Genomic DNA, 17,446 nt, shown 5'->3' on the forward strand with positions numbered 1-17,446 from the left:
TTACATTGGCCTTAGTAGGCAAAGTGCAAAGTAGCTTTTCTCATCTTGCCATGTTTGTTCAAGCGATAAATTAGCCTGAGCAGCAAGATTTTTAAACGACTCAAGCGTATATTTGTGCGAGTTTTCAGTGTGAATGCTCTCTCCCGCTACAAAGTCTATTTGCTTATCGTTAATAACCACGCTTTGATTACACTTGCTCACTAAATGCATTTCAATGCGGCTGTGCACTTCGTTAAATCGCGATTCATGTTTAAAATTATCTAAAATGAACGTGCCATTTAATTCGTTATTTATACGCTGGAGCAAGTTTTTATTAAAGGCGGCGGTAATGCCGGCTTTGTCATCGTAAGCATCAAGTAACACTTGTCGCTCTTTTACTAAATCAATACCGATTAATACATAGCCATCAACACCGCATAAACGGTGGAAATTATTCATTATTTCAATGGCTTTTACTGGCGCAAAGTTACCGAGTGTAGAGCCTGGAAAATAAACTAAATTTGTTTGGCTGTCTAAGGCGGTGTCTTTTGTTAACTGCTTAACCATTTGGCTATGGGTAAAATCACCTAGCAATGGCGTAATGGCCAGCTCCGGAAATAACGGTGATAAATGCGCTAACGAGTAATTAAGCATCTCTGATGATATTTCAAAAGGAACAAAGGTTTTCACATTGCTCATATGGGCGAGTAAATACGCGACCTTTTTACCCGAGCCACAGCCTGGCTCAATAATTGATAGGTTCTCAGGCAGTCTATTAGCGATAGCTTTTGAGTAATCTTCTAATATGGCAAGTTCAGTGCGGGTAACATAGTACTCTTGCAATGAGGTTATTTGCTCGAATAAAGCCGCCCCTTTATCATCGTAAAAATACTTACACGGCAGCGACTTTTGCTGTTGAGCAAGCCCATGTAATACATCATTTAAAAAGTCTAGATCGGTTATTGATTGCTGATTAATTGCTGTTACTTGGCTCATAGTATGTCCTTTGCTAGTCTAATGCCGCTGCACATCCACGCTTGGTGCGGATAAAAAAAGTTTCGATAGGTCTGTCTTAAATGATCTTTTGGGGTAAACACACACCCACCACGCAAAACCATTCGGTTATTCATAAATTTACCATTGTATTCCCCTGCGGCTCCGCTAAAGGGTTTAAAGCCTGGGTAAGGTAAATAGGCGCTATTAGTCCACTGCCAACATGTATCGCTTAACTGCGAGATAACACCTGGGTTTTTACATACACTTGGCGTAAGCAAATCGTTGTGCTGTTGCTTAAGTGCTTGCTGCTGCGCTACATACTCCCATTCAAACTCAGTAGGTAGGCGCGCATTTACAAAATTAGCGTAAGCTGCCGCTTCAAAATAACTTACATGGCTCACTGGCGCATCTAAATTTAAAGGCTGCAGTCCGTAGAGAGTAAATTCAAACCACTGCCCGTCAATATACTGCCAGTATAAAGGGTGACTAAGTTGCTCGGTATTTATACTAGCCCAGCCATCACTTAACCAAAATGAAGGTTTTTTATACCCGCCCGCCTCTATAAATTGTAAGTACTCTCTATTAGTCACTAATCGATTAGCAAAACTAAACGCATGGATAAGGGCTTGATGTTTAGGTTGTTCGTTATCGTACGAAAAGCCGTTTTTAGCATCAGCCCCTATATTGGTTATGCTTTGGCTAAATTCGGTATATTTTAAAGTGCCTAACGAATCGCTCACCTTTATTAAGTTATTTGGGGTTTGGCTGTAGGCAGGAAAGCTTGGATTAACCGAAAAATTATATTTAATATCCATTAGCATGAGCTCTTGATGTTGCTGCTCATGATTCAGCCCAAGTTCTATAATATTGCACAGTGTTTGGTTAGTGCCTAATTGAAGCAGCTCGTTTAGCGCATTATCAACATAAGCTCTGTAGCGCAACACCACCTCTAAACTGGGGCGAGATAAACATACTCTATTAGCACGCTTAAATTGCTCACCTATGCCGTTATAGTAGGAGTTAAAAAGCATCTTAAATTGTTCATCAAAGAGAGTGTAGTTAGGCAGATACTTAGCAAGTAAAAATGTTTCAAAAAACCACGTGGTGTGAGCTAAGTGCCATTTCATTGGGCTTGCATCTTCCATTGCTTGTAGTTGGCAATCTTCTGCGCTGAGGTTTTTTATAAGTGTAAGACTATGTTGGCGAATTGACTGAAATTGAGCGTGTATTTTTTCAGTGCTGGGCGCTTCATTCGTTTTCGTGTTTAGCATATTAAAGTTAGTCCTTTTCACTCTTTGCGATTAAATAAAGCCTACTCCAGATTTTACCTTTATGCATGTTACATAATGATTAAATCAAACCCTCTACCCATTTAAAACGTAGACTAATGTATTAACGACTAAACGAGTTTGGTGGCGCTGCTTTAATTTTAGTTTAATAACAAACTAATTTTTAACACTCACTGAATTAACAATAGCTTATCTTTTTAGTGATAAATAGCTTTTAGCGCTAAGTAATCAGGCATACATAACCAAATAGTTTTACATTTACGATTTAACTCATACACTATTAAGGGTATGATCAGCGATTAATTTAGTTAGTCCTCAAATAAGTTTTGTTGTAAATAATGCAACTTACTTTGTGGCTAATTAACTTAGTGTTATGCCGGAACTCTCTGGCTTGTTAGGACAACATAAGAGGTATTCATGAGCGAAAATCATGACAAGTATAGTATTGATAATACGGACTACACCGTAGGTCAAGATAACGTGCAAAAATGGGGATTTGATATACATAATCCTGTTTTTGGTATTAGTGCCGGTTTGATTGTCATCTTTTTAGTCGCCATTCTCGTTTCAGATGCGCAAACAGCCAAAGCAACGCTTGATGGTATTAAGCTCGATATAATAAATAACTTTGATGCGTTTTTTATGTGGGCAGCAAACTTCTTTGTTATATTTTGTTTGGCATTAATTGTATCGCCATATGGTAATATTCGTTTAGGCGGAGAAGGTGCTAAACCAACGCACTCGCGTATGTCATGGCTTGCCATGTTATTTGCCGCTGGTATGGGTATTGGGTTAATGTTTTGGGGTGTTGCAGAGCCTGTAGCTTACTTTACCGGCTGGTACGAAACCCCACTTAATGTAACCGCAAATACGCCAGAGGCTGTAAAAGTGGCAATGGGTGCAACCATGTTTCACTGGGGTCTTCACCCGTGGGCTATTTATGCCGTTGTAGCGCTCTCACTTGCGTTTTTTACTTATAATAAAGGTCTTCCTTTATCAATCCGTTCAATTTTTTATCCACTATTAGGCGACAGAGCTTGGGGCTGGCCTGGTCATATTATTGATATTCTTGCCGTGCTTGCCACTTTGTTTGGCCTTGCAACCTCGTTAGGTTTAGGCGCGCAGCAGGCTTCTGCAGGTATTAATCATGTATTTGGAACTGATGGCGGTGTAGGCGCACAATTATTGGTTATTATAGGCGTTACCTTACTGGCTATTATCTCAGTAGTACGCGGCATTGATGGCGGCGTAAAGGTCCTTAGTAATATAAACATGCTCATTGCATTTGCCTTACTCCTGTTTGTTGGTTTAGTTGGCTTTGCTGTGGCAATCGGTAACGTACCAAATACGGTTATGGGTTATGTTGAAAATATTATTCCACTGAGCAACCCACATGGCCGTGAAGACGAAACATGGATGCACGGTTGGACTGTATTTTACTGGGCATGGTGGATTTCGTGGTCACCGTTTGTAGGTATGTTTATTGCGCGTGTTTCTCGTGGTCGTACAATTAGAGAGTTTTTATTCGCTGTATTATTAATTCCTACTGCGGTTACTATTTTATGGATGTCTATTTACGGCGGCATTGCAATAGACCAAGTTGTACAAGGTGTAGGTAGCTTAGGCGTAAACGGTTTAACCGATGTACCTATGGCGATGTTCCAAATGCTAGACGAACTACCTATGTCGAGCGTGCTTTCGTTCCTTGCTGTTGTTTTAGTATTAGTGTTTTTCATTACCTCTTCTGACTCGGGTTCGTTAGTTATCGACTCAATTACAGCAGGCGGTAAAGTGGATGCGCCAGTACCACAACGCATCTTTTGGGCTACGGTTGAAGGCTCTATTGCTGCTGCTCTATTATGGATTGGCGGTACAGAGGCGATTCAAGCATTACAAGCGGGTGCTGTTTCAACAGGTCTTCCGTTTACTTTAGTGTTACTACTAATGTGTGTAAGCCTATTATTAGGATTACGTACTGAGCCTCGCCCTGTTAAATAATTAGTCGCTTGCCAGTAAACTAAAAAAACGCCGCATAATATGCGGCGTTTTTATTAGCTAAGCTAAACGGTGGTTAATAAGTTTAAACCTGTATTACACTCGCTAGAATTTAAAATAGATTTAACTTATTAATTCAGCCAATGGCGTATCATCGCGGTAATGGTATTGCAGCTGTGCAATCAACAGCTCTGCTGTGGCTAATGCATCAGTTAGCGCATTGTGATTATGATAGGCAGGCAAAGAGTATCGACTGCGGCAATCTGTGAGCCTAAGTGAGCAGCCTACCTTTTGATTAAACAAACGCCCTATTAAGCCTTGGCGGGCGCGCAACGCTCGTTGCTCAATTTCCATGGTATCGACTAATGCAAACTGAATCCCTTCGTTAATTCTCGTAAGTAATGCATTGTTTAAAAAGTGCCGCTCTATCGCTGCATAATGCACCACCACCACTTTACCACTAAGTGCATTAAGTAGCGGCCCTAGTCGAGAGGTTAAATCGGGAGCATCATCCACTTCTGAATGCGTAATACCATGAATAACAATTGACTCCTCGCTTAAGCTTTTACGAGGCTGTACTACCCAATGCTTAGCATGTGTGCAATATACTCTTTGCATTGTAAAGGGGACTAAGCCAATACTGACTATATCGTCTATCTCACTATTTAGACCGGTTGTCTCAAAATCAAGAGCCACAAACGAAATGTCTTTTATAGGCGTGTGCGTATCACCATAAGCGTGCTGATAAAACGCCTTTAAATGCTCATTTTTAGCGTTGTTAGCCAGTGCTTTATAATGAGCCTGCCAGTCAAAATACGATTGCTTAGCCATTCGTTACTTAACACCCGCATTGGCTGAGTAACTAAACTTTAAGTAGCTTTGTGCTTTTTCGAGTATGGCAAACGCTTCTTTTAAGTTGCGTTGCTCAAACGGCGAAAGTAAATGCGGGTCTATGTCGTTATCGGGCTCTTCTTCTTGCTCTATTTGCCATGCTTGATGGCGAATTCGCATCATGGCAATGTATTCTAGCGCATCACGTAAATCTTGTGCTTTACCCTCAGGTAACAGGCGCGATTCAATAATATCTTCAAGGCGTTCAAACGAATTTTGCTTACGAGAGCCTATCGCCAGTGCATGCACTCTTATCACATCAGAAAGCGGCGCGGTGCCTCTGCGTTTTAAGTTCATTGAGCGCTTATGCTGGCCGTTATGCTCAAGCACAAAGCCTTTAAAAAACCCAAGTGGCGGTGTGCGGTTTCGGGCATTGGCGGCCATATTTGCTAAAAACACCCGGTTTTGTTTACTTTGCTTAGCAATAAAAATTTTAAGCTCGTCGGCCCATTTTGTTTTACCCCACACCCCATCTAAATCAAAGAATATTGAGCTGTTAAGCAGTGCTTGTGGTTTAGGTAAGGCTATCCACTGTGAGAATTGATCAAACCATTGCGAGCGTGTTTTACGCCATTTTTTAAACGAGGCCATAATTTCGCCGCTACAATAGGTATAACCACATTGCGCTAAGCCATCACACACAAAATCAGAAATATTTTGAAAGTACTCGTTGTGTTTTTCATCATCGTAATTGTCATCCAAAATAAGCGCGTTATCTTGATCTGTTACAATAAGTTGTTCATCTCGCGCCATAGAGCCTAACGCTATAAAACAGTAAGGTACTGGCGGCGGGCCATATTTTTCTTCTGCCAGTACTAATAAGCGCTGTTTAAAAGTACGCCCTATTACCGCCATTGCCGTACCAATCATATGTGAATTAGCATCTTCGTTTACCATACGTACAAATACATTGGGCAGCTGGCGCGCGTAATGTGCTAAATCTTCAATGGTTTGCTGCGCTAAAATACCGCGCACCAAGAGTAAACTACTTTGCGACTCGTACCTTAAAATATCGGATAGTGAAATAACCCCAATAGGTCGGCGCTTTTGTACCACAGGTAAGTGGTGCAAGTTGTCGCGCAGCATGGCAAGGACGGCTTCAAATACATAGGCATTTGAATCAAGCAGTACAAGATTAGTCGACATAATTTTATCTGCGGTAACATCAAGCCCTAGGCCTTCGGCTACCACTTTTGTACGTATATCGCGGTCGGTAATAATGCCTACAATTTGCCCATCGTCTTCTTCTGGGTCGTCGCTTATTGGTTTGTCTAAATCGGTAACTAACACAGAAGATACCGCTTCTTCTGTCATTACTTTAGCAACATCTTGTATGGTGGTTTGCGTACTTAGCGTTACCACATCGCGGTGAATGAGCGACTTAACTTTGGCGGTTGTTAAATCGTTGCTGTCGGCTTGCTCAACTAACGCTTGGCGAAGGCGTACATTGCCATCGGCTTCAAAATAATCAGCAAAGCCGTCAAACTCGTCACAAAAACGGTTAAACAGCGTAAAGTTAATACAGTACACTAGGGTGTCTTCGAGCGCCTTTGCAGGAAAGCGCACTTTACGATTCATCAATAAGCCCATTTGGCCAAAAATACCGCCCACATCTAAGCGGTTATAAAGCTCGTTATTACGACGATAAATTTCCACAGAGCCACTGCGAATTATAAATAAATCAGCGATGTCTTGGCCTAACGTTAAAATATCAGTTTGCGAGCGGTAGTAAGCTACCTCAACTTGTTGCGCAAGCTCGTTTAAAGCGTTTGTCGGTAAGTCATCAAATGGCGGGTGCTGCGCTAAAAACTGCGCAATTTCAACTTGTTCGGCTTGCATTGGGGATTCCTTGTGGCCACACAAAAAGGCATGTATATGCTTAAGTGGCTATCTTAACAAACAAGTAGTGCCAATCAAGCCATAACCATGCCTAGTACACTTTTAATTTAAAAACGTTGCTGGGCATGGCTTTAAGGTTAGATTTTTTCAAGCTCTTGTGCGAGCTGCTTAGATTCATCCCCCCTTGGCGTGGTAAAGCGTGCTAAGCCTAAGTAAATTACCGGAGTAAGGTAAAGCGTAAACAACACCGCAAGTGCTAAGCCGCCAAACACCACCCAGCCAATTGCATTTCGGGCCTCAGCCCCTGCGCCTGTAGAGAGAATTAACGGCAAAGCACCAAGTAGAGTCGATATAAGGGTCATCGTAATTGGGCGTAAACGTACCAACGCAGCTTGCTCGACTGCTTTTCTGACCGTCAAGCCTTGATCGCGTAATTGGTCTGCAAATTCAACAAGCAAAATTGCATTTTTAGCGATTAAGCCTATCAGCATCACTAAACCAATTTGAGAGTAAATATTTAACGACGTGCCGGTTAAATAAAGCGCTAATATGGCCGAGGTAATACCAAAGGGAACGGTTATCATAACCACAATGGCACTATTTACATTTTCAAATTGAGCAGCCAATACTAAAAATACAATTAAAAAAGCAAGTACATAAGTTACAAGTACTTCACTGGATGTTTCTTCATACGTTAGCGCTTCGCCTTTAAACGCAAGTGCAATACCTGGCTCTAACGATTGCTCAGACACCGTTTTTATTTGCTCTACTAAAGCGGCAATGGTTAACGATTCTGGCAACTCCATGCTGAGCTCTATTGAGCGGCGCTGGGCATGACGCTCAAGCTCTGCAGCCACGCCTTCTTCAGAAATATAGGCCACACTACTTAATGGTACTAAACTGCTATTACCCGCTCTGATATATAAATTAGCCAAATCACTTGGACTGTTTATGGTTTGGTTTTGCGCTTGTAGCATAATTGGCACAGACTGATCGCCAATGTTTAAATCTTCTACGTCGTCGCCATTTATTGCTGCGCGCAAGGTAATGGCAATGTCGTCTAGCGATACACCGAGCTCTTGTGCACGGCGTCTGTCTATATTTACTCTAAGTTGTGGTTGCGATGGCTGATACGAAATACGCACAGGTGCCACCTCAGGAACGGCTTTTTCTAATGCCGCAGAAAACTGCTGAGCCGCTTTAAATATTTGCAAATAATCTTGCCCAAGCAACGCTATTTCAACGCCTCCCCCTTGACCACGTAGATTTAAACTATTAGCCCCACCTGGGTAAGCCGGTGCTCCTGGAATATCGCCAAGTGGCTGGCGTATCTTATTAATAATTTCCTGTTGGCTAAAATGGCGCTCATCCCAATGCTTTAATGGCACAGTAATAAACACAATATTAGGGTCCCATTGACCTACCACAGTATAAATAGACTCAATTTCTCCGCTATCAACAAACGGAAGTAAAATATCTTCCATTTTTATCGCTTGCCTATCCATAAAGTTTAGCCCTACACCATCAGGGCCACGTGCAAATATACGAATTTTCCCTCGGTCTTCTGTGGGCAAAAGCTCGCTGTCTAAACTGGCGTACAACGCACCTGAGCCTGCTGCAACCAATAAACAAAGCGCAAACGTAAGCCATGCATGGTTAAGCACTTGATGAATTGTATTTGTATAAATACCACCCAACCAATGGCCTAGTTTAGCAAATGGGTGAAAACCGCCCTGCTTTAACTTTAATTTGGAGGTAAGAGCAGGCACTAATGAAAGTGCCACAAAGCTTGATATAATTACCGCACCAGCAAGTACACCACCAAACTCTCTAAATAAGCGACCCGCAGTAGAGGGTAAAAACGCAATAGGTATAAATACAGCGGCAAGTACAGCCGTGGTTGCTACAACAGCAAAAAACACCTCGCGCGTGCCTATTACAGCAGCTGCCCGACGCCCTAAACCTAGCCCCCGCTGGCGCTGAATATTTTCACTTACTACTATGGCATCATCAACAATTAAGCCAGTGGCTAATACAAGCGCCAACAAGGTTAAAATATTTATTGAAAAACCCAGTGCCCATATAAGTGCTAAAGACCCTATTAAGGCAACAGGAATAGCAAAAGCAGGCACTAAAGTGGCGCGCCAAGAGCCAATAAATACCCACAAAGTCACAACCACTAACAATACTGTAAGTAATAAAGAGTAAATTACTTCATCTACTGAGCTTCTTATAAATTGTGCGTCATCGGAGGTAAGTGTAAATTCCATTTCTGGAAAGCGTGTTTGCATACTTGTAATAAGCTTGAGCACTTCATCTGATATTTCAATTGTATTTGATTGTGCTTGTCGAATAATTTCCATACCAATAACGGGCTTACCGTTTAGCCTTACCATAGAGCGCGGATCGGCAGGGCCAAAATACACAGCTGCAATATCACTAATTCGGGTATCGCCTTGTATTATAATATCGCCAACTTGCTCTGGAGTAATAGAGGTTGCATCGGCACGTACAATAATTTGCTGATCGTTTGACTTTAAACTCCCTGCTGGCACATCAAACGGCGCTTGGCTAAGCACTTGTGCTACATCGGGCACTGTTAAATTAAAGCTACTTAGTTTTAGCGGGTCTATTCGTACTCTTAATACGCGTTCTCTATCTCCGTTTAAGCGAACATCTGCGACACCTGGAATAGTTAAAAATTGCGGCGCTAAGTCAACATTTACGCGCTCGGTAAGTGCTTCAAGCGATAAACTTTCACTTGAAACAGTGAGAGACACAACTGCTTCGGCGTCGTTGTCGGCTTTAATAATAGAAACACGCTCGACCTCCTCTGGAAGGTCTCGCTCTACACGTGCAACAGACTCACGCGTTTCATTCGCGGCGTCATCTAAGTTTATGCCTGGTCTAAATTCGACCACAATACGTGCATTTCCCTCTTCACTTTGTGCGCGTATTGATTTAACGCCACTTACACGCGCTACTGCGCCTTCTAATTTGCTGGTTACTTCGGTATCAACGGTCTCAGGCGAGCCGCCAGGAAATGGCGCCGAAACCGTGATACGTGGTCTATCTACATCAGGAAGCTCTCTTACTTCAACACCCGCAATAGCGGCAATACCTGCAATAATAATTAATAAGTTAAGCACCACAATAAGTACTGGGCGGCGAATCGCCATTGAGGGTAAGTCTTGCATCATAGGTTGCTGCTTCATACCTACTCCTGCGTATCTTGTACGGGTAAATTAAAGCTTAGCTCTTGGCCTGCACGTAAGCGTTGTACCCCTTCAATTACTAAAATATCGTCTTTATTTAACGGCCCAGAAACCAATAATCGCCCCGCCAAGCGCTGCTCTATTTTTACATCAACACGTGTGGCTTTTTTATCAACGCTGGTCCATACATACGGGCCTGTTGCCCCCCACAGTAATGCAGCCTCAGGAACTGCAGCAAAACGCTCGCCTAACACTTCAATATGTACTCTAAAGCTCATACCAGGTAAAAATTGTTGTTTTTCATTATTTAGCTTGGCTTTAACACGTAAAGTACGAGTTTGTGGGTCTACGCGTGAATCTAAATAGGCAATATCAGCGTTAATGGCAGTGTCTGATTGCCAAGGAAACACCGTTAAGCTGCTTTTATTACGCAGCATACTGATAGCCGACTCCGGTGCGTTAAAATTTATGTACAAGCTTGTTGTGTCATCTATTGTGGCTATGGGGGTTAGCTCGGTTATTCTATCGCCTACCTCAACATCTGTTAAACCCATAATGCCATTTATCGGCGCAATTACTTTTCTGTCTTCAAGCTCAGTTTGGGCCTGTATGAGGGTGACTTTGGCAAGCTCTACAACGGTTTTAGCATCATCAACATCGCTTTTAGGCACTGCGCCTTTGGCCTGACTTTGTTCTAATCGTTTTAGTATTCGCTGGGTGTCGGCAAGTTTAATTTTAGCCTCATCAAGCGCTGCTTTTTGCCTACGAGAATCAAGTTCGAGTAAAGTATCGCCTTTTTTTACTTTATCACCTGGCTTAAAAAAAACGCCTGTTACTCTATCGCCTACTGCGGGGTACATTACAACCGAATGAATTGCCTCTGTATTTCCTACCGCTTGCACTTGTTGCTTTGCACTTTCTAGGGCAATTTTTTGTACAACAACGTTCGCGCTCATTGCAGGAAGGCTGAAAAACAGCAGCGAACTGAGCATACCGAATAAAAAGTTTTGCGATTTCAAAGTAACACCTTAATTAATTATTATTTCCATTACCTTACGAAGTCTAACAGCTGATTGATCAATAGGTAGGATAGAACGATAAATTAGCAAAACTATAAGATGAAATTAAATTGGTAATACCAATTAATTTTTGAAAAAGGCGCCTAAAGGCTGAGCATTTATACAAATACAGGCAGGATTAAACTAAAAAGTGGCTATATAAATAAAAAAGCCCAGTATAAACTGGGCTATGTAGATAATAGGTAGTTAAAGATTATTTACCACGCTGGGCTTCTTTTTGTGCTTTTTTAGCTTCTTTACGTTGTTGTAAAACCGCTTGCGCTTCATTACCAATGTGCCCTTCACCACGTGCTTGTGCTAATTCTATTTGCTTTTGACGCTCAGCAAAACGAGCACGCTGCTCATCGGTTACATTATCAATACAGTGATGGCACGAAACACCTTCCATGTATTCTGGCTTTTGCTTTTCTTCTTCTGTAATCGGCATACGGCACGCATGACATTGATCGTAAGAGCCTTTTTGTAAATCATGATTTACTGCTACACGATTATCAAAAACAAAACACTCACCTTCCCACATTGTTTCTTCTTTTGGCACTTCTTCTAGGTATTTTAAAATACCGCCTTCAAGGTGGTAAACTTCATCAAACCCTTGCTCTTTCATGTAAGCCGTTGATTTTTCGCAGCGAATACCACCGGTACAAAACATGGCTACTTTTTTGTGTTTTTCTGGGTCTAAATTTTCTTTAGCCCATTGAGGGAACTCTCGGAAAGTTTTGGTATTAGGATCGACTGCATTTTGAAAAGTGCCAATTTCAATTTCGTAATCGTTACGTGTATCAATCAAAATCACTTCAGGGTCTGATATTAATGCATTCCACTCTTTAGGCTTAACATAGCTTCCCACTACTTTTAGTGGGTCAACCCCTTCAACGCCCATAGTAACAATTTCGTTTTTTAGCTTTACTTTAGTGCGGTAAAACGGGCATTCATCATCGAATGATTCTTTAGTCACTATGTCTTTTAGGTTTTCTTGTGTGTCTAACCACGCAAGCAAGTTATCTATTCCTTCGCGCTTAGCTGATACAGTACCGTTAATACCTTCAGCCGCAAGCAATAAAGTACCGCGTACTTCGTTTGCTTCCATCACATCTAAAAGAGGTTTACGTAGCGCTTCAAAATTTGGCAAACCTACAAATTTGTACATTGCACACACTACAAAGTGCTCGTTTGTTACATCATCTTTATGAACAGCAGTCATTTTACTTCCTATTTTGCTTTGATAGCCTTAAGTGGCGTTTACCGAATCGTAAATCCGGCGCATATGGGGCGCGTATTTTACGCTTTTTATAATTAATTGCAAAAAATAGCGCGTTAGAATGGTTTTTACTGTCGGCATAACCCTTGTGTAAGCTATAATGCGGCCATTAATTTAAGTTGCACATTGGAGAACACGACTTTGCACTTTACTGATCTTGGGATTGATACTCGCCTTGAAACACAATTAGCACATCAAGGGATCACCCAGCCCACAGATATTCAAGCACATGCAGTGCCTACCGCACTTGCAGGGCATGACATTTTTGCTCAGTCTAAAACTGGGTCGGGCAAAACATTAGCGTTTTTATTACCTGCTGTTCAGCGAGTTATGAAACAAAAAGCGCTCAGTAAACGCGATCCACGTGTCCTCATCGTTGCACCAACCCGTGAGCTTGCAACGCAAGTATTTACGCAATTGCGTTTATTAATTGCGGGCACAAACATTAAAGCTGTAAAAATACTCGGTGGCGAGAACTTTAACGATCAAATTAAAGCCCTTCGTAACGACCCGCACTTTGTTGTAGCAACCCCTGGGCGTTTGGCCGATCACATCACAAAACGCTCATTACAATTAAGTGGGTTAGAGCTATTAATTTTTGATGAAGCCGACCGTATTTTAGACTTAGGCTTTACTGAACAGCTGAAAATGATTAACGAGCAAGCTAATCATCGCTTGCGCCAAACATTGTTGTTTTCAGCGACACTAGATCACGCTCAAGTAGATGCCCTATCGCGTAATTTATTAAAAAAGCCAAAACAAATTACACTGAGCGCCGCTAACGAGCAACACAGTGATATTAAACAAACACTCTATTTGGCCGATCACCTTGATCATAAAGAAGCGTTACTTGAGTATTTTTTAAAACAAGATGATGTTGGCCAATGTATTATATTTACAGCAACCCGTGCCGATACCAGCCGTTTAAGTGAAGCATTAAATGCAAAAGGTTTTAAATCGGTGGCTTTAGCTGGCGATTTAACACAGAGCAAACGCCTAGAGATCATGGACTCGTTTAGCCGCGAAAACTTTAAAATTTTGATCACCACTGATGTTGCTTCGCGAGGATTGGACTTATTAAGTGTAACGCACGTAATCAATTTTGATTTACCAAAACACGCTGAAGAGTATGTACACCGTATAGGACGTACAGGCCGCGCCGGATTTAAAGGTAATGCATTATCACTAGTAGGCCCTAAAGACTGGGCAAGCTACTTAGCAATTAAGTCGTTTTTGAACGACGAGTTGGTTTTTGCAAGCGTTGATGGCCTTAAAGCTAAATTTAAAGGTATAAAAGAGAAAAAGCCTGCAACAGCCGCTGTAAAAACTAAAAAAGTTGCACAGGTCAAAAAGCCGCAAGTTAAACGCAAGGCAAAACCTAAAAAACCAGCTGCACCTATAAAAGCCCCGATGAACATTGATGGCAATTCACCAATGCGCCGTAAAAAAAAGCCTGAGCAGGAATAATTATGAGTTACCTAGGAACAACACAAACCTTATTTGTAAAAGAAGTGAGCAATGAAGGTGCTTACCTTGATGGCCACGATTTAGGGGAAGTGTTTTTACCAAAACACGAAATTAAAGATGAACTTGAAGCTGGCGATAGCATAAGCGTTTTTATCTTTTTAGATAACGCCAATTTACCTACAGCAACAGTAAAAAAACCCCATGCCCAAGTAGGTGAATACGCACTGCTTCGTGTTAAAGAAATAAATAGCATTGGCGCTTTTTTAGATTGGGGACTTGAAAAAGATGTTTTAGCTCCATTTAACGAGCAAAAACCACGTATGCAAGAAGGTCATTCTTACTTAGTTCGCTTATATTTAGATAATGCGAGCCAACGTATTTGCGCATCAAGCAACTTTAATCGCTTTTTATCAAAAGATGAGCCTGAGTACACTCATCTTCAAGAAGTTGATTTAATTGTTGCTGGTAAAACAGATATTGGCTACAAAGTGCTTATTGAAGAGTCTCACTTTGGGGTTGTGTTTTACAACATGGTATTTAAAAACTTATTTGTAGGGCAAAAGCTTAAAGGGTTTGTTCAAAAAGTACGAGAAGACGGAAAAATAGACGTTATACTTGAAAAGCCAGGCATGGGTAAAGTAAGTGAACTTGGCGATAAAATAATGGAAAAGCTTAAAAACGAAGGCGGCATACTAGCCATTGGTGATAAATCTGATCCTGAGCTTATCAAAAAAGTATTTTCAACCAGTAAAGCTAACTACAAAAAAGCCATTGGTGGTTTATTTAAGCAAGGCTTGATAGACATAGAAGCCAAATCTATCCGCTTAAAATAGTCGTAAACTTATTTATAAGCGCTAACATTATGTTGGCGCTTATAGTTAAATTTTTTCTAAATAGTCTAATTAAATGATTATTCAAAGATGATTAAACGTTTTGATGAATAAAAAACGTTATTTAGCTCTTATCACTAACGGCACTTATATTGCCCTATTCTCTACCCTCACCTTCGCGTAAATGAAATTTTTAAACAAAGCTAACACTTGGTTTTCCCTTCAAAAATAATTAGGGAATTGTTAATAGGCATTAGCCCATAATACGCTTATACGGTAACGTACATTCTGTATATTGCTTTGAATAATCAAGTATCTCAGCTTTTGTTTCTAAACTTAGTGGCGCCAACCTAAATACTTTATTTTCACATTCACTTTGTTTGTCGTCGTGATTTGAAATGCAATCTGACGTAGTTACGTTTTGGCGCGTTAAGCGCTCTTCATTTTTATAGCATAAGTGGTGTGCGTAGCCATGCATGGTTTGCTTAAATTCAAATAAATCGACAGGGTAATTTGCGACTAAGTCAGTAATCGTCGCTACTCCATCATAAGCTTTACTAGAAAAAACATATTTATTTACTGAAAAACCTGCAACAACAATTAAAATAGATCCAAAAATTAACTTCAAAATAAACCCCTTACTGCATTCTTAGTACTAATGTAGCATAAAAATGTATTCATAAAAGGGGTTTAGCACTAAATAATTGCTTTTTGTTAACTTAAACTAGTGATTTATTAACATCGGCTAAAGTTTGTACCGGATCTGACGATTGTGTAATTGGTCTACCAATCACTAAGTAATCGCTACCCGCTTCAATAGCTTGCTTAGGTGTCATAATGCGTTTTTGGTCGCCCACATCGCTACCAGCAGGGCGAATGCCAGGAGTAACTAGCTTAAACTCGCTACCTAATTGCGCTTTTAGCGCTTTCGCTTCTTGGGCAGAACATACTACGCCATCAAGCCCTGCTTCTTTTGTTAATTTAGCTAAATGAATAACTTGTTCTTGCGCTGATTTTTCAACACCCAAACGCTTTAGTTCAGCTTCGTCCATGCTGGTTAGCACTGTCACTGCAATTAATAAAGGTGCTTTATCACCAAACTTTTCAAGTGCCTGCTTTGCCTTATTCATCATTTCAAAACCACCTGATGCATGAACGTTTACCATCCAAACGCCCATATTAGCCGCTGCGGTGACCGCTTTTGCCACTGTATTAGGGATATCATGGAATTTTAAATCTAAAAATACGTCAAAGCCTAAATCGATTAACTGTTTAACGAATGCAGGGCCAAAATAAGTAAACATTTCTTTGCCTACTTTTAAGCGACACATATCTGGTGAGAGTTTTTTTACAAAATTAAGAGCCGCGTCTTGTGAATCGTAATCTAGGGCAATAAGAACTTTTTTTGTATCTTCTAAAGACATAACTATCCTAATGAATGGCAGTAAAGTTATAAATAGTTGGGGGTTATTAAAATCCGTCTAGGCCTCTACTTGGCACAATGGTTTCCCAATGTTTACAAGATGGGCAGTTCCAATAAATAGTGTGGCTTGTAAAACCACAATGTTGGCATTGAAAGTCTGGTTTTGTAGCTATATACGACGTAACTAGCTTATCAATTTCATCAAGTACTTCTTTGGTATTTGGATTTTTATCACCCATTAGCTGTAGTAAAAAGCTAAAACCTCGAATTGTAGGCTGACGTTTTAAGCTGTCGGTTAAAAACTCAAATGCCTGTTTAGTATTTCCCTGCTCTAACAGTGCTTGGCAATGTTTTATTTTTATTAGCACCCCGCCTTTATCGAGCAAGTCACATAATAAATCATGAAACTGATGTGTTAAATTTAACTGCTTATAACTATGTGCAAGCTGGTCAATAAACAAAGGCGCAAATAACGTAAATTGGCAAACGAGTTCACGCCAATAGTAAATTGCTTTTACGTAGTCTTCACTAGTGTAAGCCGATAACCCTAATTCGTATAAAGGGCGAACCGCTTTGTAATTTAAGCTAATGGCTTTGTTCATTAATTGCGGTTTATTTTCGCTTAAGGCAGCTTCACTGTAAAAATTAGCAGTTGCTTTAAAATGCTGCTCTTTAACAAATAACTCACTGTGGGCTTCGAACATATTTATGCCCTTTTCCCACTCTCGGGTTTGCGAGTATAAAGTAATAATTGGGTCAAGTGCTTGTTCATGCCCAGCCTTAACAAGCCACACTAAATGCTCTTCTGCACCGTCTAATAAGCCGGCCATAATATAATCTTCGGCTAATTCTAGACGGCTAGCTGCGGCTTGTTGTTCATTTAAACTTGGGTGTTTTAAAAGGAGTTCATGAATTTTTATTGCGCGGTCAAGCTCACCTCTTCGGCGAAACATGGTAGCAAGGGTTGAATAGTGGTCAACAGAGTCAGCAGCCACTTCTAATAGGTTTATTAGATGCTCTAAGCCCTGATCTTCTTCTCTGTCTAGTAAAAACTTTAAGCCTTTACTGTATTCAGAAGTGATTTGGCGATTGAGTTGATGAGCTTGGTTTTTTGCACTATTTTTGCCCATAATCCAGCCATAACCGGCAGCAACAGGCAGTAGTAAAAACAAAAGCTCAATCATG

At 40.9% G+C, this 17,446-nt stretch carries 13 protein-coding genes; 3 read left to right on the plus strand and 10 right to left on the minus strand.

Annotated features, from left to right (window positions below):
* Both egtD and egtB read right to left on the minus strand, forming a co-directional pair.
* Entirely contained in the window at positions 1-975 is a 975-nt protein-coding gene (egtD, locus tag NQT65_RS02800) for an L-histidine N(alpha)-methyltransferase (protein WP_096041797.1), read from the minus strand.
* Positions 972-2,246 carry an ergothioneine biosynthesis protein EgtB gene (egtB, locus tag NQT65_RS02805; RefSeq protein ID WP_256850455.1) on the minus strand — a complete coding sequence of 425 codons (1,275 nt, stop codon included), beginning with the start codon at positions 2,244-2,246 and terminating at the stop codon, positions 972-974. Before egtB ends, egtD begins: the two co-directional genes overlap by 4 nt.
* A gap of 435 nt (positions 2,247-2,681) precedes the next feature.
* Between egtB and NQT65_RS02810 the strand changes: the two genes are divergently transcribed.
* Complete coding sequence (locus NQT65_RS02810) at positions 2,682-4,262, plus strand: BCCT family transporter (RefSeq protein WP_256850456.1); 1,581 nt, start codon at positions 2,682-2,684, stop codon at positions 4,260-4,262.
* 120 nt (positions 4,263-4,382) lie between these two features.
* Here the strand turns inward: NQT65_RS02810 and NQT65_RS02815 are convergent, their stop codons facing one another.
* The 5 genes from NQT65_RS02815 to trhO form a co-directional block, all read right to left on the minus strand.
* Positions 4,383-5,090 carry a 3'-5' exonuclease gene (locus NQT65_RS02815; RefSeq protein WP_256850457.1) on the minus strand — a complete coding sequence of 236 codons (708 nt, stop codon included), beginning with the start codon at positions 5,088-5,090 and terminating at the stop codon, positions 4,383-4,385.
* Between the two features lie 3 nt (positions 5,091-5,093).
* Positions 5,094-6,989 carry a DUF294 nucleotidyltransferase-like domain-containing protein gene (locus NQT65_RS02820; RefSeq protein ID WP_004587882.1) on the minus strand — a complete coding sequence of 632 codons (1,896 nt, stop codon included), beginning with the start codon at positions 6,987-6,989 and terminating at the stop codon, positions 5,094-5,096.
* A gap of 137 nt (positions 6,990-7,126) precedes the next feature.
* Entirely contained in the window at positions 7,127-10,204 is a 3,078-nt protein-coding gene (locus NQT65_RS02825) for an efflux RND transporter permease subunit (RefSeq protein ID WP_256850458.1), read from the minus strand.
* Positions 10,205-10,206: 2 nt separating this feature from the next.
* The gene (locus NQT65_RS02830; protein WP_420875618.1) at positions 10,207-11,223 is read right to left on the minus strand and encodes an efflux RND transporter periplasmic adaptor subunit; all 1,017 of its coding nucleotides are present in this window, start codon (positions 11,221-11,223) and stop codon (positions 10,207-10,209) included.
* A gap of 253 nt (positions 11,224-11,476) precedes the next feature.
* Positions 11,477-12,484, minus strand: a complete 1,008-nt coding sequence (trhO, locus tag NQT65_RS02835) for an oxygen-dependent tRNA uridine(34) hydroxylase TrhO (RefSeq protein ID WP_138685112.1) — start codon at positions 12,482-12,484, stop codon at positions 11,477-11,479.
* 198 nt (positions 12,485-12,682) lie between these two features.
* On the opposite strand from trhO, the gene NQT65_RS02840 reads away from it, so the two are divergent.
* Positions 12,683-14,008: a DEAD/DEAH box helicase gene (locus tag NQT65_RS02840; protein ID WP_256850459.1), complete on the plus strand. Its 1,326-nt coding sequence runs from the start codon at positions 12,683-12,685 to the stop codon at positions 14,006-14,008.
* 2 nt (positions 14,009-14,010) lie between these two features.
* Positions 14,011-14,841 (plus strand): CvfB family protein, encoded by an 831-nt coding sequence (locus NQT65_RS02845; protein ID WP_054982457.1) that lies wholly within the window; start codon positions 14,011-14,013, stop codon positions 14,839-14,841.
* Between the two features lie 250 nt (positions 14,842-15,091).
* On the opposite strand, the gene NQT65_RS02850 is transcribed toward NQT65_RS02845, so the two are convergent.
* The 3 genes from NQT65_RS02850 to lapB form a co-directional block, all read right to left on the minus strand.
* Positions 15,092-15,466: a hypothetical protein gene (locus tag NQT65_RS02850; RefSeq protein ID WP_004587876.1), complete on the minus strand. Its 375-nt coding sequence runs from the start codon at positions 15,464-15,466 to the stop codon at positions 15,092-15,094.
* 91 nt (positions 15,467-15,557) lie between these two features.
* Positions 15,558-16,262 (minus strand): orotidine-5'-phosphate decarboxylase, encoded by a 705-nt coding sequence (pyrF, locus tag NQT65_RS02855; protein WP_256850460.1) that lies wholly within the window; start codon positions 16,260-16,262, stop codon positions 15,558-15,560.
* Positions 16,263-16,308: 46 nt separating this feature from the next.
* Positions 16,309-17,445, minus strand: coding sequence for a lipopolysaccharide assembly protein LapB (lapB, locus tag NQT65_RS02860; protein WP_256850461.1), 1,137 nt, complete (start codon positions 17,443-17,445; stop codon positions 16,309-16,311).
* Position 17,446 lies beyond the last annotated feature (1 nt).

Source organism: Pseudoalteromonas agarivorans (genome assembly GCF_024518735.1).
Taxonomy (GTDB): domain Bacteria; phylum Pseudomonadota; class Gammaproteobacteria; order Enterobacterales; family Alteromonadaceae; genus Pseudoalteromonas; species Pseudoalteromonas atlantica.